This window comes from Porphyromonas sp. COT-290 OH3588 (genome assembly GCF_000769075.1).
GTDB lineage: Bacteria > Bacteroidota > Bacteroidia > Bacteroidales > Porphyromonadaceae > Porphyromonas.
The window spans coordinates 74,700-95,576 of record NZ_JRFC01000014.1; the positions used below are offsets into that span (position 1 = coordinate 74,700).

The 20,877-nt window shown below is 51.2% G+C and carries 15 protein-coding genes and 1 tRNA gene; 11 read left to right on the forward strand and 5 right to left on the reverse strand.

Annotated features, from left to right (window positions below):
- Positions 1-2: 2 nt before the first annotated feature.
- Positions 3-248, reverse strand: a complete 246-nt coding sequence (locus HQ48_RS02140) for a DUF4492 domain-containing protein (protein ID WP_044186898.1) — start codon at positions 246-248, stop codon at positions 3-5.
- 288 nt (positions 249-536) lie between these two features.
- Between HQ48_RS02140 and HQ48_RS02145 the strand changes: the two genes are divergently transcribed.
- The 3 genes from HQ48_RS02145 to HQ48_RS02155 are packed head-to-tail and all read left to right on the forward strand — an operon-like array spanning position 537 to position 5,756.
- Positions 537-2,021, forward strand: coding sequence for a BACON domain-containing protein (locus tag HQ48_RS02145; RefSeq protein WP_044231477.1), 1,485 nt, complete (start codon positions 537-539; stop codon positions 2,019-2,021).
- Between the two features lie 45 nt (positions 2,022-2,066).
- Complete coding sequence (locus tag HQ48_RS02150) at positions 2,067-4,814, forward strand: S8 family serine peptidase (RefSeq protein ID WP_044231478.1); 2,748 nt, start codon at positions 2,067-2,069, stop codon at positions 4,812-4,814.
- A 15-nt stretch (positions 4,815-4,829) separates the two neighbouring features.
- Positions 4,830-5,756, forward strand: coding sequence for a PorV/PorQ family protein (locus tag HQ48_RS02155; protein ID WP_044231479.1), 927 nt, complete (start codon positions 4,830-4,832; stop codon positions 5,754-5,756).
- A 104-nt stretch (positions 5,757-5,860) separates the two neighbouring features.
- Here HQ48_RS02155 and HQ48_RS02160 read toward each other — a convergent pair whose 3' ends face one another.
- The 4 genes from HQ48_RS02160 to HQ48_RS02175 form a co-directional block, all read right to left on the reverse strand.
- Positions 5,861-8,149 carry a BamA/TamA family outer membrane protein gene (locus HQ48_RS02160; protein WP_044231480.1) on the reverse strand — a complete coding sequence of 763 codons (2,289 nt, stop codon included), beginning with the start codon at positions 8,147-8,149 and terminating at the stop codon, positions 5,861-5,863.
- Positions 8,150-8,183: 34 nt separating this feature from the next.
- Entirely contained in the window at positions 8,184-10,067 is a 1,884-nt protein-coding gene (locus tag HQ48_RS02165) for an ABC-F family ATP-binding cassette domain-containing protein (RefSeq protein ID WP_044231481.1), read from the reverse strand.
- A 92-nt stretch (positions 10,068-10,159) separates the two neighbouring features.
- Positions 10,160-10,233: transfer RNA gene (locus tag HQ48_RS02170), tRNA-Arg, on the reverse strand.
- Between the two features lie 63 nt (positions 10,234-10,296).
- Entirely contained in the window at positions 10,297-10,680 is a 384-nt protein-coding gene (locus HQ48_RS02175; RefSeq protein ID WP_044186910.1) for a DUF1573 domain-containing protein, read from the reverse strand.
- A gap of 1,237 nt (positions 10,681-11,917) precedes the next feature.
- On the opposite strand from HQ48_RS02175, the gene HQ48_RS02180 reads away from it, so the two are divergent.
- The 8 genes from HQ48_RS02180 to HQ48_RS02215 are packed head-to-tail and all read left to right on the forward strand — an operon-like array spanning position 11,918 to position 20,872.
- A complete protein-coding gene (locus HQ48_RS02180; protein WP_044231482.1) occupies positions 11,918-13,345 on the forward strand; it encodes a LysM peptidoglycan-binding domain-containing protein in 1,428 nt (475 codons plus the stop codon).
- Between the two features lie 39 nt (positions 13,346-13,384).
- Positions 13,385-14,377 (forward strand): MoxR family ATPase, encoded by a 993-nt coding sequence (locus HQ48_RS02185; RefSeq protein WP_044231483.1) that lies wholly within the window; start codon positions 13,385-13,387, stop codon positions 14,375-14,377.
- Between the two features lie 19 nt (positions 14,378-14,396).
- Positions 14,397-15,287 carry a DUF58 domain-containing protein gene (locus HQ48_RS02190; RefSeq protein WP_044186918.1) on the forward strand — a complete coding sequence of 297 codons (891 nt, stop codon included), beginning with the start codon at positions 14,397-14,399 and terminating at the stop codon, positions 15,285-15,287.
- A 22-nt stretch (positions 15,288-15,309) separates the two neighbouring features.
- Positions 15,310-16,314 (forward strand): hypothetical protein, encoded by a 1,005-nt coding sequence (locus tag HQ48_RS02195; protein WP_044231484.1) that lies wholly within the window; start codon positions 15,310-15,312, stop codon positions 16,312-16,314.
- Positions 16,311-17,300, forward strand: coding sequence for a VWA domain-containing protein (locus HQ48_RS02200; protein WP_044231486.1), 990 nt, complete (start codon positions 16,311-16,313; stop codon positions 17,298-17,300). Before HQ48_RS02195 ends, HQ48_RS02200 begins: the two co-directional genes overlap by 4 nt.
- Positions 17,300-18,331, forward strand: coding sequence for a VWA domain-containing protein (locus tag HQ48_RS02205; RefSeq protein ID WP_044231487.1), 1,032 nt, complete (start codon positions 17,300-17,302; stop codon positions 18,329-18,331). The genes HQ48_RS02200 and HQ48_RS02205 overlap by 1 nt, the downstream gene beginning before the upstream one ends.
- Positions 18,324-19,106, forward strand: coding sequence for a tetratricopeptide repeat protein (locus HQ48_RS02210; protein WP_044231488.1), 783 nt, complete (start codon positions 18,324-18,326; stop codon positions 19,104-19,106). The genes HQ48_RS02205 and HQ48_RS02210 overlap by 8 nt, the downstream gene beginning before the upstream one ends.
- The gene (locus HQ48_RS02215; RefSeq protein WP_044231490.1) at positions 19,100-20,872 is read left to right on the forward strand and encodes a BatD family protein; all 1,773 of its coding nucleotides are present in this window, start codon (positions 19,100-19,102) and stop codon (positions 20,870-20,872) included. Before HQ48_RS02210 ends, HQ48_RS02215 begins: the two co-directional genes overlap by 7 nt.
- Positions 20,873-20,877: the final 5 nt, after the last annotated feature.

Below are 20,877 nucleotides of genomic sequence, written 5' to 3' on the forward strand. Positions count from 1 at the left end.
GGCTACTCATCAGCCCCTCGATCTATGAGCTCGTTCTGCACAAACTCCGCTCCCGTCATCTCTAGACGTTGAGCTTCTTTTTTCGTGTGATTGGGGAAAAAGAAGGGCTTGAGTACCGCAAACATAACAAACAGCTTAATACCTATGATCAGCCAGAGAATACGGCTCGTACGGCTTAGCCCCTTGAAGCCATCGACGTAGAAGCGATATGCACGAGCTATAGGATTACCTTTTTTATTTTGATTCATATATATTGGTTAAATGATTAATGGCAATACTTGACAAAGATAACAAAACCTGCCAAGTCGTGCTACTTAGGCCACTTTGCCCGAGGCTACTCGGGCAGCCAAACAGGGCTATGGGAGAGTAGCAGATTGGTCAATATCAACAAATAAAACTTATATTTACGAGCCTAAAATTGGACTAAGTAGTACGAGAAGGCTTAGCAAAGCGACTCCCCCCTCTATAGCTCCTTAGATTCGAATACATCACTTAATAGTAAGCGTTCATTTTCACAGAAATCATCGTTCAAAAGAATGAAAACATCCTTATTTTTCTCGGGGATCTTGGCCTCCTTGTTAGTACTGATATCTTCGTGTCAAAAAGATAGCCTAGACACTACTAGAAAGCTAGAGCTAGACACTGAGCCAGTCGTGCACCTCGAGGCTGGCGATAGCGAGAAGATTATCACCGTCAGAGCAACCCACAGAGAATGGACAGCGGAGGCTTACGCCACTTGGCTTACAGTACGCAAAATCGGGAATAACCTCGTCATCAATGCCGAGAGCAACGAAACCCTTGAGCCTAGACAAGCTAAAATCAAGGTTTTCTCCGCCGACATCACCCAAACACTAGAGGTCAAGCAGGCTGGCTACCCAACACTCTTGGTCGAAACGGACCCTGCAGAGGTCATTTTTGAGAAGAATGCCAGCACCATAAGCATTAGGCTGAAAACGAATGCAAAGAACTGGAGTATCAGCAATACCGCTAGCTGGATTACCGTGACCAGCGACCCAGAGAGTAGTATCGTATCCATCAAAGTCGAGGAAAACCGAACTAAGGAAATCCGCACAGCTCACCTAACTGTGCATAGCGGAAGGCTCAAACATACGATTTTGGTCAAGCAGAGAGGTCTACTCCACTTCTTCTTGCCGTATAACGAGTGGGGACAAAACTTCTCCAACATCCGAAGTCTGGAGCTAGCCCGCAATAGTAGGCTCAAGGCCTCCCCAAATCCCAACCGCAGCCCTCGCATTCCCGACTACACCTTCAGCACTACAAGTACGGCTTTCCCCGAGGTTAAATACGAGTTTGTGGACTATGGTAGTCGTACTCTCTACGCCACAACGCTTATCGGAGATGCAGACATTGTGCGCAGCGATGCCTTCCACGAGTATCTCATCAGCGAGGGATTTGAACGTGTTAGCTCACCCAACCAGACCAGCCAGCTCGAGTTCGTAAACCGAGCCCACAAGACGCAGCTCTACATCTATGCTATTAGAGATGGACAGAGTCAGCAAGTCAGAGGAGTCGTTTTCTGTAGGCCTCTACATGAGCAACCAGAGCCAATGCCTACCCTCGAGCACTTAGAGCTAGGTATAACTCGCCATGGCGAGGCTACGGAGGCCGAGGTCGAGCAGTGGGAGCAAACAAACAAAGGGGCTTTCGATCAGGAGTTTTCCAATATCATAGGAACCCCCTTCTTCTTCGTTCCAGAGCCATTCTACGGCAGAGGCTACTTCTATCGTAGTGGGGCAAAGAGATCTAGGCTGCTCGATAGCTATGTCCATTTATATACCCGACACACACTTGGCATCTATCGCTTCGGTGGCATGGACTATCTGACCAACGAGTTTAGGCAGCTCCTAGAGCGTGAGGGCTTTGTCTTCTCTCACTTTAGCCCTCATGCTAGAGCATATCTCTACCAACATCAAGGGAAGCGATTGGCACTAGCCATTAGATCTATGGAGATCGGTCGCTACCGTATGCTCCGCATCAACATCAATCCGCTCACACCTTAGAGCAGTATCTAGATGATACATACAATAGAATAGACAGATCAGACAATGAATAAAAGACATATTATCCTAGCTCTAGCAGGAGCAACTATACTAGTGGGCTGTCATCAAAGTGACTTGGAGCTTCCCAATCAGCAGGCTCCACAGCTGAGCAGCCAGCAGGCCTCTACATCAGATGGCACACTCCCCCACATGATACGAGTACGCTTCTCTGCCGAGGGCGGAGCACAGATCGAGCAGCTTCTAAGTGCCGAAGGCTCGAAACAGGTCGATCCACAAACAATCCCCCTACTCAAAAAGATTAAAGCTACTCGACTAAGCCGTGTATTTCCATACGCCGGCAAGTATGAGGAGCGCACTCGACGTGAGGGGCTACATCTATGGTACGACATCACACTAGACGAAACGCTATCTCCCAGAGAAATCCGAGAAGCTCGCCAGAGAGCGATGGAGATTGCTCTTCACTCTTCAGAGGTGACCTCGGCCGAGCTCGTGTACACAGCCAAGCTCCCTCAGACCAAAATCACTTACCTTGATCCAAGCCAATGGGGAGGCCTAAGAGCCGAGGGCGGAATGCCGATGGACGACCCGCTTCTCCCTAAGCAATGGCATTATCATAATGACGGTAGCCTAATTCGCTCTAAAGCAGGCGCCGACATCAACTTATTCAAAGCTTGGGAGCAAGAAGTTGGTCGTCCGGAGGTAATCGTTTCAATCGTTGATGGAGGTATAGACTACACTCACGAGGATCTCAAGGACAATATGTACATCAACCACAAAGAGCTTACTGGCGTTAGGGGCAAAGACGACGACAATAATGGGCTGGTAGATGATGTCCATGGCTTCAACTTCGTCTTCATGAGGCCGCAAATCAATCCGCATGAGCACGGCACCCACGTAGCTGGTACGGTGGCAGCACGCAACAATAATGGAGTCGGCGTGGCAGGAGTAGCCGGCGGCAATGGCTCAGTAGGCTCTGGTATCAAACTGATGTCTTGCCAAGCCTTCGATATCAACCCAGCCACTGGTCGTGATATAGCGAACGGCTTCGAGGCTGCAATCAAATATGGAGCGGACAATGGTGCTGTCATCAGCCAAAACTCATGGGGAGTGCCAGATGCCCAGACCCTACCAAGATCCTACAAAGATGCGATCGACTACTTCATCAAATACGCAGGGTGCGACAATGAAGGGAACCAATTACCGGCTTCTCCTATGAAGGGCGGGGTGCTGATCTTTGCAGCAGGCAATAGTGGACTAGACTATCGAGCATACCCAGCCGCCTACTCCGAGGTAGTTTCTGTTTCGGCGATGAGTACCAACTTTGGAGTTGCCCCATATTCTAATAGGGGCGACTGGGTAAATCTCATGGCACCGGGTGGTGATGTATATGAGCACAACGGGCAAGTGCTTAGCACACTCCCTAGCAATAGTTACGGCTATCAGCAGGGAACCTCTATGGCCTGCCCGCACGTTTCGGGCATCGCAGCTCTTATGGTGTCTAAGTTCGGCAAGCAAGGGTTTACCAATACGGAGCTCAAACAGCGCTTGCTTACAGCTATCTCATCTGTAGATATCAATAAGATGAACCCTGAGTATGTTGGTCGTCTTGGGCTAGGCTATATAGATGCAGAGATTGCTCTCTCCGGATCGGGCGGAGGTGGCGCAGCGCCTCAACTTGCCCAGTGGCAGCCCATCGTAGCCACCCACACAGGCCTAGAGCTATCTTGGTCTGTTTCTGCCGATACAGACGATCAGAAGGCCCTCGGCTACAATCTCTACATCTCCAAGAGTGAGCTAAACAAGAGCAACCTCGACCAAGCAACCAAGGTAGTAGTAACTAGTGTAGGCTCTGCCGTCGGGGAGAAAGTCTATCACAAGCTAGAGCGACTAGACTCGAATACTCAGTACTTTTTCGCCTTACAGCCCTACGACAGATGGCACAACATGGGCGAGCTATCTTTTACCTCAGCCAAGACTCTAGCCAACCGCCGCCCAGTAGTAGATATCCCTCAGCAAAGGCCCATACGTTTGTCGGAAAAAGAGTCCTACGATTTGGTTATTCCAGTTTCCGATCCTGACGGACATCAGTGGAAAGCCAAATTTGTTGGCTCTACCTACGGAGCATCTATGGAACCAATCAAAGATGGGATACGCCTGCATCTGCTCGGGCAGAGCCCCGTGGGCAAGTACCAGATCACGATTAAAGTAACAGACGAGCTGGGGGCTAGCGAAGAGGTTATCTTGCCATTCGAGATCTACCAAAACAGAGCTCCTAAGCAGCTGTGCCCTCTGGTCAAGCACTATCTGCCCCTCGGCAGAGAAGCCCTCAAGTTTGATCTGAAGAACGTCTTCGTAGACACGGATAATGAGGTACTCACCTACAAGGTTCGTGTGATCGGCACATCGACGGTGGAGGCTAGTATCTCCGAAGGTGTACTATCCATCATAGGCAAACAAATTGGCCTGAGTGGGCTAGAAGTATCAGCTACCGATCCCAAAGGATTAACGACAAGGGCAACGCTAGAGATAGAGGTGGTCAAGGACGAACTTGTACACCTAGTCTATCCCATACCAGCATCTACGACGCTCAACGTTCGCTTAGCCGATCGTCTACGTGCGGCCGTACTACGCATCTTTACCCAAGTGGGGCAGCAAATGCTAAGCAAGTCTGTCACGCTAGAGCAAGGCGAGCAAGTGGCTCAGCTAGATATCCGCTCACTCACTACGGGCACCTATATCCTACAAGTAGAGGCTGAGGGCAGAACCTTCCGTCAGTCATTTATCAAACGCTAACTATCATTCATTGATATGATCAAGAAAATAATGATTCTTGCCCTTGGGCTGTGTGGCCTTAATCTAGGCGTATCGGCGCAGCCCCTGCCTATCCTCTCGCTCGGCGGCGACATGCGTTCGGCTGGTATGGCGGGAGTAATGGCAGTAAGGGACCTACATACCAATATCTATTCCTCTACGATCATTCCATTTCAGGACGGCTCCACCAAGCTTAGCGCCTCCTATGTTGGTGGCATACATACTACCAAAGACTCAGGCCTAGCCACTTATCATCAAGCAAGTGTGGCATACGTACTAGGCAGTAGTAGTGCATTATCCCTAGGCTGGAGGTACCTAGGCGGCATCAAGACGGACTACATAGACGCACACGGCAATAAGATTGGGCAAGTCTATCCGAGAGATTGGTCACTAGACCTCGGTTATAGCCATCTATTCGGTAGTAGCTGGCTAGGTTGGGGACGCATCGGCTACCTACAATCCTACAACTCAGTCACAGCGAATATCGTCACTGCCTCGGCTGGAGTAGCCTACCGACTAGACCGAACTGATACTACGCCAAGCTATATGGTAGGGCTGTCCGTTGAGAACTTTGGCACGAAAGTCAAATATACAGACTCCGAGATCAGTGCCAATCAGCCAACACTTCTCCGCCTATCGGGCTCTATTGCGCTCCTCAAGTCCGGCAGTCTAACTCTTGGAGGCGGTGGAGTCTATTACCTGGCCACGGCTGGAGAGAAAAAGCTCGGGTATCACATCGGAGGCGAATGGCTACCAATAGAGCATATCGCGCTGCGTACCGGATACTCCGCATCTCCCTATGGCAATATATGGACGACAGGGATAGGCCTTTCGTTTCGGAACATTAGCCTTGATGCTGCCTACAACCTACACGAGTACAGGCTCTTCAATATGATTAAGCTGGGCATCGGCTACCGTATGTAGTACACATCGCATCATAACCAAGGCAGAGCCATAGAAAATGGGGAGCATTGAGCGATCGCTCAATGCTCCCCATTTTCTATCCCAACAACTAGGTCTTGAGCTATCTAGAAGGGATAACCAATGGCAAAGTGTACTGCCGTCAGATCTCGGATAGGCGTACGCCCCACAACCCACCTGAGCCCCCGATCGGCCTGTGGGTCATAGAGCTTAAAGCCCATATCCAGCCTGAGTAAAAAGAAGTCGAAATCCCATCGTAGCCCCAGCCCAGAGGAGAGAGCAATCTGCTCGTAGAAACGATCTAGACGGAACTCCCCTGCAGGTTGCCCCTCATAGGGATAAATCGTCCAGATATTACCCGCATCAACGAAGAGCGCCAGCTCCCATGCTGGAGCAATGCGTGTACGTAGCTCTGTGCTTAGATCTAGCTTAATGTCGCCGACCTGATGGAAGATCGAAGTCCCAGCACTCTTGGGCATAGCCCCCGGTCCTAGACTACGTACTCCCCAGCCTCTAAGGCTATTAGCCCCCCCCGAGAAGTAACGCAAGTCCACTGGCAAGATACGGCTATTGCCATACGGGTAAACCATGGCTAGGGCAGCATGGTAGGCCAGTGCGTTCTTCCCTCTAAGGCGAAACAGACCACTATAGTCTAGCTCTGCTTTGACGAACTGTGCAAAGTTGATATTCATGAGCGAGTAAGCCCCATAGCTATCCTTACGGCTACGAAGCAGCGCAGACATACCATAGAGGGCATTGCCAGCGGACTGAGCATAAAGACGAACATTGTGCAGCCAACGAGATGAAGTATATCGGTAGTCATTGGCAGAAGAATAGGTCATTTGTATCGAGGAGCTCACGACAAACTGATCTCGGTAGTTGAGCAAACGAGTAATCATGGGCAGAGAGCCGATAAACTCCTTGTTGATGTACCCAAAGCGCATATAGTCCACCTCGACGAGCTTGAGCGCATACCTAAAGCCGGGCGAAGCGAAGTGACGCCATGAGTATCCCCAAGAGGCAGACAAGAGATCTCGTGTAAACTCGGGGCGACGCTGATGATCGTAGCTTAGGCTAAAGTCTGTGCTGGCCTTGAGTGGGCGCTGCTTGGCGCTATGCCCAAAGGAGATGAATGGACGAGGAAAGCTCAGTGAGGCCTCTAGCCCATAGTTGAGGTGGTCGCTGGCCGCATGGCTAAGGTTCTCATACCCCACACGACCCAGTAGCTTAAACTCCTCTGCCCCTCCCAAGAGATTGTTGTGTCCAAAGGCAATAGAGGCATTAGCGCCTAGATTGCCCGAGGAGTGGGTCCCGACCAAGTCTACGGCAAACTCCTTGCTGCGCTCGGCGGTGGTGACAATGTCGCAGTCGAGCGTAGGGACAGAGGCTAGAGTATCTCGCCTATATTGTATATTGATGCTACCCACTGCTGCGAGGTCTGCTAGAGCACTATAAGTACGCCTATCGGCCTCCTGCGTGTAGAGCGAGTCTGGACGAATCCAAATACGACGAGCCAACACTCTGGGGCGGATATGGTGAGAGCGAGCCGAGAGTAAATCGATCCCGCCAAGACGTGTAGAGTCTATGCGCTGGTCTGTGGCTCCATCACCAGCGTGCAGAAGACGCACCCGACCAATGCGGTAGGGCTGATGCTGCCCATCAATGCTCGTACGTAGCCAAGCAGATTGATGTCCGGCAAGTGTATCTACATCAAAGTGAATATACTCCTCTCTGAAGCTCCAATAGCCTCGGTTGCGCAAGATCTGCGTCAGTCGCCGACGCTCCAGCTGCATCTTCTCTGGTGCAAGTGGCGAGCCAACTGTGAGCCACGGTGTATATCGCTCACTAGGGAAACGGTACTTGAGGGCAAGCGTATCGACAGGGGTAAGCAAGGGCAATAGTGTGCTATCGGCCACGTGCATATCGGCCTGCTCTATTTGGTATAGAGCCCCGGGGTGGAGCTGATAGGTTAGCCGCACCTTCTTGGGGGCAATAGTATCGAGTCTATAAGTTACCTCCGCATGTAGAAACCCTCTATTGTAGAGTGCCGCCGAGAGGCTAGAGCGTCCATAATCGGCTTCTTGACGGTTGAAGATAACGGGCGGATCTCCCCAGCGTCTGAGGCGACGGTTGAGCCAACTATTGCTCTTGATATTATTGAGATTGTAGATACCAAGCGACCAGTTGAATAGCCCAAAGAGGCGATGATTGGGGCGCTGGCTAACGTAGTTGAGCAGGTCGCTCACTGGCGGCACCTCACTAGGCAGACTATCCTGCTCTATATGCACAGCAGAGAGCAGCATAGAGCCGTCCTCGACATAGCGTGTAGAGGCACAACCCCAGACCATAGACACAAGTAGCAGAGCTCCGAGGCATCTCCCCAAGTGAGATTGCATAGATTGGCTCCTAGTCATCATCTTATGGGTTTTTTTAAGATATTTTCTCCTCTAGCTCGAGCTGACGCAGTGCCAGTAGATCCATCTCATCAATCAGCCCTCCTATTCTATTGGCTGCTTGTACCAGCTCGTCCGAAGTCATAGTCCCTAAGCTCATCGCCTCCTCTAGGGCCTTTTTCTCGGCCTCGAGCTCTGGCATTCGCACCTCGATACTCTCTAGCTCTCGCTTCTCTGCATAGGTTAGCTTGGCTGTGCGTGGTCTATCTTGTCGGCCCGATTGGCTTGGCGCCTCTTTGCGCTCTGCACGTGCCTCCGAGCACTGTCGCTCTCGTTCTTCGTTCTCCTTATAGGCTCGGTAGAGGCTATAGTTGCCGGGGAAATCGCGTACCCAACCATCTCCCTCGAAGCAAAGCAGATGCTCTACGACCTTGTCCATAAAGAATCTGTCGTGCGAAACGATCAGGACACAACCAGCAAAAGATACCAGATACTCCTCTAGTACTTGTAGGGTAAGAATATCTAGGTCATTGGTCGGCTCGTCGAGAATGAGGAAGTTGGGGTTAGTCACAAGCACCGTACACAGGTAGAGCCTGCGCAGCTCTCCTCCACTGAGCTTGCTTATCTGAGTGTATTGTCGCTCGGGCGGGAAGAGAAACTGAGTGAGGATCTGGCTTGCCGAGAGCTTCTGCCCAGCCTCTGAGCCCGCAAGAGTAAAGACCTCTGCAATGTCCTTGACTACATCGATGACCCTGCTCTCAGGATCGAAACTAGGCGCCTGCTGGCTGTAGTAACCAAAACGTACAGTCTGCCCTATATCGAAGTGACCGGCATCGGTAGGTTCCTGCCCCAGTAGCATACGCAGGAAGGTGGTCTTACCCACCCCATTCTCCCCAACGATACCTATTTTGTCGTGTCGGCTGAAGATGTACTCGAAGTCCCGAAGAATGACCTTGTCGCCATAAGCCTTGCAGACACCGTGGGCCTCGAATATCTTTTTGCCGATATAGCCAGCCTCTGTACCGGCTAGGCTGATAGCCTCGCCCCGACGTGCAGGCCTTATCTTCTTCTCTAGCTCATGGAAGGCCTCTATACGGTAGCGTGCCTTACCACCTCGCGCCTGAGGCTGGCGGCGCATCCAGTCTAGCTCTCGCCTATACAGATTGCGTGCTCTGTCTACATTAGCGGCCTGCGTCTGTAGGCGCTCCTCTCGTTTGTCTAGATAATAGTCGTATCCACCCTTGTAGCGATAGATCTGCCCGAGATCGATCTCTAGTATCTCGTTGCAGACTCTATCGAGGAAGTACCGATCGTGCGTGATGAGTACGAGGCTCATAGTGCTACGTGAGAGGTAGTCCTCTAGCCACTCGATGGTCTGGAGATCGAGATGGTTGGTAGGCTCGTCGAGGAAGAGCAGGTCAGGGTCACTGATTAGGGTAGCCGCTAGGGCGATACGCTTGGCCTCACCGCCAGAGCAGTTGGCCACCTGTCTATGCTGATCTCGAATGCCGAGCGCCCCTAAGATCTCTTTGGCCCTCTGCTCATAGTGCCAAGCACCACTAGCCTCCATCTGTGGGAGTAGGCGCTCCATCTGCCCGGTATCCTCAGTCTGCACGGCATACTGCCACTGTAGGGTCAGCTGAGCCACTGGATCAAAGCGGCTAAAGCATGCCTCTAGGATCGTCCCCCCAGTCGGCAGGTCTGGTAGCTGAGGCAGATATGCCCAGCGAACACCATCTTCGTAGGTGATAAGCCCCTCATCGTAGGGCTCCACGCCCACTAATATATTCATTAGAGTAGTCTTACCACTCCCATTGGGAGCTATAAGCCCTACCTTCTGCCCACGCTCAAGGGAGAATGAAAGTTGCTGAAACAGAACCCGATCTCCGAAACTCTTGCTCAATGATTCGACCTGTAGCATATAGTTTAGTCAGTCTTATACCTTATCTAGATGAAGCCCTCGAGGGCTAAGAAAAAGAAAAGAGTCCAAGACTACGTCCCGAACTCTCTCTGTGACTCCGACAGGATTCAAACCTGTAACCTTCTGATCCGTAGTCAGATGCTCTATTCAGTTGAGCTACGGAGCCAAGCCTCATAAGCCTTTTGTTTGCGCAAATGTAAGGCTTTTTTGTCAATATGCAAGTTTATCTCTACTCGACCACTCCCTTGACACGCAGCGTGAAGGAACCATCTCGACCATTGCTATAGACTGCAATAGTCTTAACGAACTGGCCGGGGCGACCTGCTGGGTTAAACGTTACGACTATTTTACCCTCCTTACCCGGAGCGATAGGCTCTGTATTGTACTCTGGAGTTGTACATCCGCAAGCTGCCACGACACGCGTCAAGACGAGCGGAGCCGTACCAGTATTCTTAATCACGAATGTATGAGATACCTTGCCATTGGCTTCTTTGATTACACCGAAGTCATAGTCAGTCTGCTCTGCCGAAATAACAGCCCCCTTAGGAGCTTGAGCTACAGCCACTCCAAGAAAAACAAGAAGGAAGCCGAATACATACAAGAGTTTCTTCATCTCGCTAATTCTGATTTTTGTGATGCCCTAGAGCAACACTTATTTAACAACTTTTCACGACAAAGATATAACAACAAAGGACACAATCCAAATACCACACCTCGATTAAGCCTATACCGAGATCTTACCAGAGATGCCAGCAAGGTCTTTTATATACCTATACATAGCCATATCTATCAACACTCCGTTACATTACTTTGGATATATATACACCTGCACTCTAAGATTATTCAATGCCCAAGCAATATCACATTAACAATTTAGAAAACAACAAGATAAACAACCTAAAACAAAAACTCTATCACACCTTAATCGCCACCATCAAAATTGTTAAAAACAATCAAAACACAATCTAGAATAAACACCTCTATATCCATCGCATAGACCTTTTTGCTTCAGACGGCAAAATTTATATTTTAGACCAGTTTCTAAGATATTACTGGGACAATTTCTGGTGTGAGGTCGCCATTAGGCAAGGCCCGTATTGCCCCCTAGCAGGCTCAGGATCGAGCTTAACCACGTTTTGGAGCTACATACCAGAGCACCAAAAACAGCAGCCTAAAAGGCACGCATCACAACAAGTCCAAAATCAAGCAGATAAAACCCCAAAATCAAGGCGAAGCACACATTTGCAGCACACTACTTGGATTTTCTTCCCATCAATCTATACAAATTGATGGATACATCTCGACAAATGAGCCCTACAATCCTCCGCAATCAGTCCTTCAATCTTCTTCGGAGTACTCCGCGATCCAAACCAACCGCCCCTCCTAGCCTCCTAGATTTACCCACAGAGCACTCACACTTATTAACAAAAATACATCACTATCGCCCTCAAACATCAGCCCAATTCTACAGTAAAACATCACCCTAAGCGGCCTCTCGAAGCTATCCTTTGCGACACTTGCCCCCTCAATGTATGCAACTACCTAGCCCAAATCCAATAGGCTCTACTAGGGACGATAGGGCGTGAAGGCCACAAGGAGACTATGCGACTTAAAGAGATAGCCCCACACGGGTCTCATCAGTGCCTGAGGTGCACATCACAGACAGTCCTCTAGGCACACCCTTAACGCCTTGAGCTTAGCCAGTTATGACAGCCCTAGAGGGACCTGATAAGCGAAATACACCTACTACCGTACCTTCAACTCTGTATCCCCGTTGTGCAATTATAAAGAAATGACGAACTTTGGGGTTAAATTCTTTTGATTTAACACCTAGACTGAAGAAACTCAAGATGCTGCTAGACGAGTTGTGGATAGATCGATTGGCTAAGGACGCCGACATAGAGCCTGAGACAAGCGCTAGGCTCTGGCAGGCTTTTGGGTCCCAACTCGAGAGCCGTTTGGCTATGGGTATGGAGATCTATATCCGAGAGGCGGGCTACTGGTCTACACACACAGATGGTGAATACTTAGCTATCTTGCCCAATCTAGAGCGCTACCTCATTCCCCCGATCATACGCCTTGCGATCTCCTACACCCCCGCCCCCAATAGAGCATACATGGAGCTAGGGGATTTATGCGAGGCCTTGGTACAGGCCACAGAGGTTCGCCCAGAGGCCGTAGCCAGATGGCTGGCCGCTATCGAGCCACGTTTGGCCAAGGGGTTATCTTCTGGGCGCCAAACAGCATGGGCAGGTTTAGGAGTGTTTACCCCGATCATAGAGGCCGAGAGCCTTAGGGGCTTCTCATTCGCTCCAGAGGCAACACTATCCGAGGTGCTCAATAGGCCTTTTGGCATGTTTAGCCCAGTGGCGGTCGTTGCTCCTGAGGCGGCCGAGGGGCTAGAGGAGCGGGAGGTCGAGAGCCTAGAGCAGTGCCTTGCCACTGCAGCCATTGAGGTGCTCAAACCTCTCTGCGACGAAGACCTACAACCAGAGGCAGCACTAAGGGCAGAGCCTGAGGTGTGTGTGGTAGAGCCTCTACCTATAGCCCACACCCCAAACGAACCAGTAGAGTCCGATCAAGCAAACGAAGCTCCTCAGATTGAGCCAGCAGACTCGCAGATAGACTTATTAGCCCAGCAGGAGGTAAACCCACAGCATCAAGCAACCCCTCCCGAGAGACCGCAAGCTAAGAGCTCACCTGTTGCATCTACGCAAAAAGGCCAGAGAGGGCGGTGGGTCGGGCTACTCATACTGCTACTTATCCTCCTTGTCGGTATTTGGGCTCTGTGGCAGTACCTAGAGCGCAGACCTATGACCACGGTACAGCCCCAGCACAGACCTCCTGTGCACTCCGAGCGTGTCGCCCCCACTCCTGCCCCAGCAGACACTGCTACCACTGGTACAGACAGTGCGCATATCGCCTCCCCTATGAGAGCAGAAGAGACCACACAGCCCCGCCCTTTAGCCGCCCCCAAACCAGCGATTGCACCCGCAGCCTCCGATGCCCCCAATAGAGGAATAGAGGCAGAGGAAATCGTCATCAAGCCAGGAGATAGCCTTGTGCAGATCTCCCTGCGCAAGTATGGGCACAAAGCCTTCTGGGTGTACATATACGAGGAGAATCGAGATCGGATCAAAAATCCCGACAATATCCCTCTAGGCACACGGCTTAGCCTGCCAGCTGCCCGCAAGTATGGCATCGACTCGTCCAATACTAATTCGGTAGATCGTGCGTTAAGTCTACAACGGGCTTTACTTAGGAATAGAAAAAAATAAACGAAATAGTCATCACAATATAAATGCTCAAAAGACAGCATGGAATCAATAGATATTAGAAGCCTCACTGAGCTGATAGAGAAAAAAAGCTACGTTGTCGATCAGCTACGTAGAGGTATGCAAGAAGCAATCGTCGGTCAGACACATCTGATCGACTCCCTGCTCATCGGGCTACTCGCAGACGGACATATTCTGCTCGAGGGCTTGCCCGGTCTAGCCAAAACCCTCGCGATCAAGACACTGGCACAGCTAGTACACGCAGACTACAAGCGTATCCAGTTTACCCCAGATCTACTGCCTGCCGACGTGATCGGTACGCTGATGTACTCGCAGAAGCACGAAGAGTTTCAGGTCAAGCAGGGGCCCATCTTCTCCAACTTCATCTTAGCGGACGAAATCAACCGAGCCCCAGCCAAGGTACAAAGTGCCCTCTTGGAAGCGATGCAGGAGCGACAGGTAACCATCGGTGAGAAAACCTTCAAGCTCCCTAACCCATTCCTCGTAATGGCCACGCAGAACCCAATCGAGCAGGAAGGGACGTATCCCCTACCCGAGGCTCAAGTAGACCGCTTCATGCTCAAGGTCAAGATCGACTACCCCAAGCGAGAGGAAGAGGCTCAGATTATCCGAGATCATATCCGCACAGCGAGCTATACCGCCAAGCCTATCCTACAGATCGAGGATCTACTTGAGGCACGACAGACCGTGCGCCAAGTGTATCTAGACGAGAAGATCGAGCGCTACATCGTAGACATCGTCTTCGCCACACGAGATCCAGAGGCTGCCGGCCTTGGCGAATACAAAAACTTCATTAGCTTCGGCGCTTCGCCCCGTGCCTCTATCGCACTGGCGGTGGCAGCACGAGCACACGCCTTCATCAAGCGCAGAGGCTATGTAATCCCCGAGGATATACGTGCTGTTTGCTATGATGTGCTGCGCCACCGCATTGGGCTAAGCTATGAGGCCGAAGCCAACGACATCGTAGCCGATGATGTGATCAAGGAGATCCTCAACAAGGTAGAGGTGCCATAGAGCGAGGGCGACAGAACCGATGAAAAAGGATAGAACGGCACAGAGTACAGACCTGCTCGGCAGGGTACGGCGCATCGAGATCAAGGCCAAGGGCCTATCGGAGCAAGTTTTTGCGGGGCAATACCACTCGGCTTTTAGGGGTCGGGGTATGGCCTTCAGCGAGGTGCGTGGCTACCAAGTCGGAGATGATGTACGAGATATCGACTGGAACGTAACGGCTCGCTACGCCAACCCCTACGTCAAAGTATTTGAGGAGGAGCGCGAGCTAACGGTTATGTTGCTCATTGATCTAACGGGCAGTAGCCTCTTTGGGGCTAAAGCCGAGAGCAAGCGTGAGCTGATGACTGAGGTTGCAGCGACATTGGCTTTCTCAGCGATGCAAAACAATGACAAGATCGGGGCTATCTTTTTCACAGATCAGATTGAGTTATTTATCCCTCCTCGCTCGGGTCGCAAACATATCTTATACATCATTCGAGAGCTACTTGGCTTCCAGCCGCAGAGCAGAGGGACAGACCTCAATGTACCACTGGGCTACCTGATGCGTACAATCAAGAAACGCTGTACGGCCTTCTTGATCTCAGACTTCATACAGACGGGTGAGAGCTACCAAACTTCTCTCAGTCTAGCTAGCCGCAAGCACGACCTCGTAGCTCTACGTGCCTTCGATCCCACAGCTGCTACCCTGCCCGATCTAGGACTGGTCTACCTCATAGATGCCGAGAGTGGGCAGAAGCGCTGGGTGGACACCTCGTCCAAGAAACTAGCCAGAGGCTATGCCGAGAGCTATCTCAGGCATGAGCAGACCTGCCGAGAGCTATGCCTACGCTCTGGTGTAGACCTCGTGCATCTATCCACGGGAGAGGACTTCACTCCTGAACTAATCAAATTATTTAGACGTAGGTCTTGAGGCCTACGACTTAATCATTCCGATGAGGACGTACCTACAGTTAATCATACTTACGCTAGGGACACTTCTGAGCTGGCCAGCCCAAGCTCAGAATGTTTCTATCCAAGCCCAGCTAGATAGAGCCGAGATGAAAACGGGCGAGCAAGCTATCATCGATGTGGTGATCCGCACCGACGACTTGGCACGCACTCACTTTTTCGTGGCAGAGAACGACCAAGAGCCATCTCGCTTTAGGATCCTTGAGTTCGGTGCTGTCGATACAGTACAGATAGACGATAAGCTACGAGAGATACAAGCCAAGATGCTCATCACCTCTTTCGACTCAACGCTCATCGTCATACCGCCTATTGTCGTCGAGACACCCAGCGGTCGTGCCCAGACAGAGCCACTAGCCCTCAATGTCATTCAGCCCGAGGTAGACCTAGATCACCCTGAGCAGTTTGAGGACATCAAGGCTCCTTGGGGAGTATCTTGGGGGTTAGCTGATATCTTGGAGCTCATACTCAGGCACCCTGCTTTCTGGATTATACTCCTGCTAGCTATCGCTGCCTATAGCATCTATCGATACAGACAGCTACCCAAGGACGTCAAACTACCTGTTGCCTCCACCCCTACCCGCGAGATAACAGAGAAGCCACTGGAGCTCATCGAGCGAGAGTTAAGAGAAATCGAGGCACGTGCCTACTGGCGATCGGGAGCGTACAAACAATTCTATAGCGAGGTCATCGAGAGCCTCAAGCACTATATCTATGCTGTCAAAGGCTGGCATGTACTGGAGATGACCACGAGCGAACTCAACGACTACCTCTACCGCAGGGGCGAAGACCGAGAGCTGCGTACCTTACTTGAGGGACTACAGCGTGAGGCCGACTTATCGAAGTTTGCCAAAAGCACCCCCACCGAGGGCGATGCTCGCAACTCACTAGCCGATGCACGTAGCTTCGTGCTGCGCACGCAGTCCTTATGGCTTGCCGCACAAGAGGAGGCAGACAATAGCGATATAGCAGAAGGGAGGGCTGAAGTATGACATTCCTACACCCACACTTGCTGTACCTGCTACTAGCTATACCAGCGCTTGTGCTATGGTACATCTTACATAGACGGCATGCTCAGGCAGCACTTCTGACACCTTCCCTTAGCTTCATCAAGGGATTACCCTCTGGCTGGCGAGTACGCCTAAGACATTTGCCTTTTGCCTTGCGCATGCTTGCTCTAGCTATGCTCATCATCGCCCTAGCTCGCCCCCAGTCGTCAAGGAGCTGGAGCGAAAACGATGTGGAGGGGATAGACGTCATGCTGACGATGGATATCTCCACCAGTATGCTAGCGATGGACTTCGAACCCAACCGCATCGAGGCTGCTAAACAAGTGGCTGCAGATTTCGTAGCCAATCGCCCCAATGATAATATCGGTCTAGTGGCATTCGCTGGCGAGAGCTTCACTGTCTGTCCTCTGACTACCGACCACGGCGCCCTAGTCAATCGACTGGATCAGATTACACCCGGTATGATTGAGGATCAGACTGCCATCGGGCTAGGTCTTGTCACTGCGGTCAATCGCCTACGAGATAGCCAAGCCGAGAGCAAGGTCATCATTCTACTGACCGATGGGGTAAACAACGCCGGTGATATATCCCCTCAACTAGCGACAGAACTCGCCGCAAGCCTAGGCATCACAGTACACGCTATCGGTATGGGGACGGATCAAGGGCAGGCCCCGTACCCCATTTCCTCGGCTTTTGGAGGAACGGTCGTGCGCCCCATGCCTGTGGATCTAGACGAGGTAGTGCTACGACAGATCGCCGAGAGTACAGGCGGCACGTACTTCCGTGCCACGGACATGAGCAGTCTGGAGAAAATATACAAGCAGATCGATCAAATGGAGAAAACCAAGCTGCGCACACGCAACTATCAAATGGTGGGTGAGGAATACCTTATCTTTGCTATCATTGCATTGCTGGCCTTAGCTTTGGATTTCATCTTGCGCAATACTTACCTCAGAACGAATCCGTAATGAAGTTTATATTTCATTCTCCCCAATATCTCTACCTGCTGCTCTTGCTCGCCCCTATGGTCGGGCTGAGCATCTACAGCTTCTACATCAGGCGGCGGAAGCTACATCGCTATGCAAGCAATCCCGAGATGCGCACCACTCTGATGCCTGAGCGTGTAGGACGCAAACGACTCATGAGAGATTTGATGCTCATCTTATCCTTCGCCGCCCTAGTCATCGTCCTCGCTCGCCCTCAGATGCCGGGCAATAAACAGGAGGGCGAGGACAGACGAGGCATAGAAGCTATGATATGTATAGACGTTTCCAACTCGATGCTTTGCCCAGATTTGGCGCCTTCACGCCTAAACTTCGCCAAGCGTTCGGTACAGCGTCTGCTCGAGCGTATGCAAAGTGACAAGGTGGGGCTCATTGTCTTCGCAGGTAAGGCCTACATACAGCTCCCCATCACCACTGACCTAAAAACAGCGCAGGAGTTTTTGGCCAACATTAGCCCCTCTATGCTATCAGCTCAGGGCACAGCAATCGGCGAGGCAATCTCTCTGGGCATACAGTCCTTCTCCTCTCGTGAAGACATCGGCAAGACTATTATCGTCATGACAGATGGAGAAGACCACGAGGGGGACGCCATCGAGAGCGCAACGGCAGCCGCTAAGCAAGGCATCAGAGTACAAGTAGTAGGGATAGGGACTGCCGAGGGCGGACCTATACCAGTGGCAGACGGTCAGTATCTCAAAGACGAAGATGGACAGGTCGTTACGACACACTTCAATTCCGATATGTGCCGCTCTATCGCCGAAGCAGGTCAAGGCTCTTTCGTCACCTCGACCAATCAGAGCGATTTGGTCGAGGCTCTGTATCAGGAGCTAGACAAACTCCCCAAGGCCAATACAGGACGCCTCGATCACTCGGGCTATCTAGAGCTCTTCGAGGTATGGGCTTGGCTAGCACTAGTGCTCCTCGTGTCCGAGTGCTTTATCGCCGAGAGAAGAAATAGAATCCTAGTGAAATACAACCTTTTCTCCCATGAGTAGTAAACAGATTCTATTATTAGCGCTCATGCTTATGGGCATGGGTTCCGTAGAGGCTCAAGTACGACAGAGACAACTCCTACGCAAAGGGAATAAGGACTACGAGAAGTCAGATTTCATAGCAGCCGAAACTAGCTACCGAAGGCTTCTCCAGCAAGATAGCCTCTCGATATACGCCAACTTCGCCATGGGCAATACGCTCTACAAACAAGGCAAAGGACAAGAGGCACGTAGCTACTACGAGCAGGCCGCCAAGCAAACGGACCTACCCAAAGACAAGCAAGCGGAGATATGGCACAACCTAGGCAACATCTCGATGCAAGAGAAGCAGTATGCCAAAGCTATCGAGGCCTACGAACAATCACTCATTCTCAACCCGAGCGATGATGCTACACGCTACAACCTCGTCCTAGCCCAGAAACTCCTGCAGAAGGAACAACAACAGAAGCCAGAGCAGCAGCAGAACCCAAACGATCAGCAACAGAAGCAAAATCAAGACAAGGATCAGAAGCAAAATCAGGATCAGAACAAGGATAAGCAACAGCAGGACAAGCAAAAGAACCAGCAGAAGGAACAGGACCAACAGCAAAAGAAAGAAAACCCTGAGGCCAAGAACCCTGCCAATCCCCAAGAGGGCGAAGGTAAAATGAGTAGACAGCAAGCCGAGCAGATCCTAGATGCCTACAAACAGAATGACGACAAGACTCGCCAACGTGTAGAACAGATGCAGCGTGAGGTGGAGCAGAAAAGAAACAATAAGGTAAAACGAAAATGGTAACATCGATAAGTAGATTGATTTATATCCTCATCTGTGCTCTAGCCTTCGTCGGCACAACGCTCCGAGCACAAACTATCCAAGTCGAGGCTCCGCAAGAGATCGAGCAGGGGCGCCCTTTCTCCGTCACCTACGCTATCAGAGATCTCAAGGAAGATGTATCACCTATTCCACCAAAGTACGAGGGGCTAGAGCTACTCTATGGCCCTACACGCAACGAGAGCTCCAATGTATCTATTACCAACGGGCGTGTCGTATCCTCTAGTTATGTAGCTTTTACCTATACATTCCTAGCGACAAATCGAGGTTCGTTCACAATCTCTGGTTTCAAGCTAGCTCGCCCGTCTGGAGAGCCTATCTCAGCACCTGCACACAAACTGACGGTACTAGCCAGCACCTCGGGGGCAAAGAATATGAGTCGTATGTCTAGAGGATACCTCTACCGCACGGTCGTGCCACGAACCTCGATCTATGTGCAGGAGGCTCTCCCTGTGAGTTACAAGATTTACTCCTCTACGTCTTTCGGTGTTTTGGACGCCAAAGCTCCCACCTACGACGGCTTTATTAGCCAGAAAGTAGAAGATACAGGGCGCACACCCATTCTACGAGAAGACTATCAAGGTACTAGCTACCAAACGGCCGAGATTATACGTGAAGTACTCTTCCCGCAAAGAGCAGGTTCGCTGACACTTCCCTCCAGTGAGATCACTATTCAGATACCCATGGAGCTAGAAGGCGATCCATTCCTTGGATCAATGATAGAGCGCAAGCTCGTCACCTCGCCAGTGGCTATTAACGTAAAACCTCTCCCCGAAGCAGGTAAGCCCGACGACTTCTCGGGTGCTGTAGGTAAGTTCATCGTCAATGCCGAGCTCTCGAGTCAGAGCGCTCGCACCAACGAAGCCCTTACACTGCGATATCGCATACAAGGAGTTGGCAACCTTAAGATAGCCAGGCTACCCAATCTGGAGTTCGCTCGTGAGCTAGAGGTCTACGACCCAAGCGACGAAACCGAGCAGACAAGCGACGGCACAACGGTGCGAGCTACTCGCATCATCGAGTACAGCATCATACCCAGACACACGGGTCGTTACACACTCCCCAAGCTGACCTTCTCGTACTTCGATCCTACGAGCAAGAGCTACAAGCGTGTAGCAACCGAAGAGATGAGCATTCGAGTGGCTCAAGGTAAACACATTGAGTCGAATACCCCTGTGGTACGAAGCTCCACGATAGAGGGCGACACCACACCGTATGGTCTGACAAACAAGACAGGAGCCTCGGAAATCAAAGGGCTGTCGTTTGTATCTAGCTGGCAATACCCAGCCAGCTATATCGGGCTAATGGTACTTTTCGTAGCTATACTCATGCTGATCCGCAAGAGGATTGCACTACGTGCCGATGTCCTAGGCTATAGTGCCTCCAGAGCCAATGCCGTAGCCAACAAACGCCTGCGTCTTGCCAAGCAATACCTAGATAAGAACCAAAACAGCCAATTCTACGAAGAGCTGCTACGTGCTCTGTGGGGTTATATGGGCGATAAACTACGCCTACCAACCTCCGAGCTAAGTCGCAGCAACGTTCGTGAACATCTAGAGCGCCACAGCGTAGAGCCTGAGCTAATAGATGCTTGGTGTGCTACCCTAGACGAGGCCGAGTTTGCTCGCTTTGCTCCCAATGCCTCTAGCGATGCCCCCAAACAGCTCTACCAAAGGGCTGTAGAGGCCATTGCTAAGGTGGAAACCTCGAAGAAACTAACGGGTAAATAGTGCCA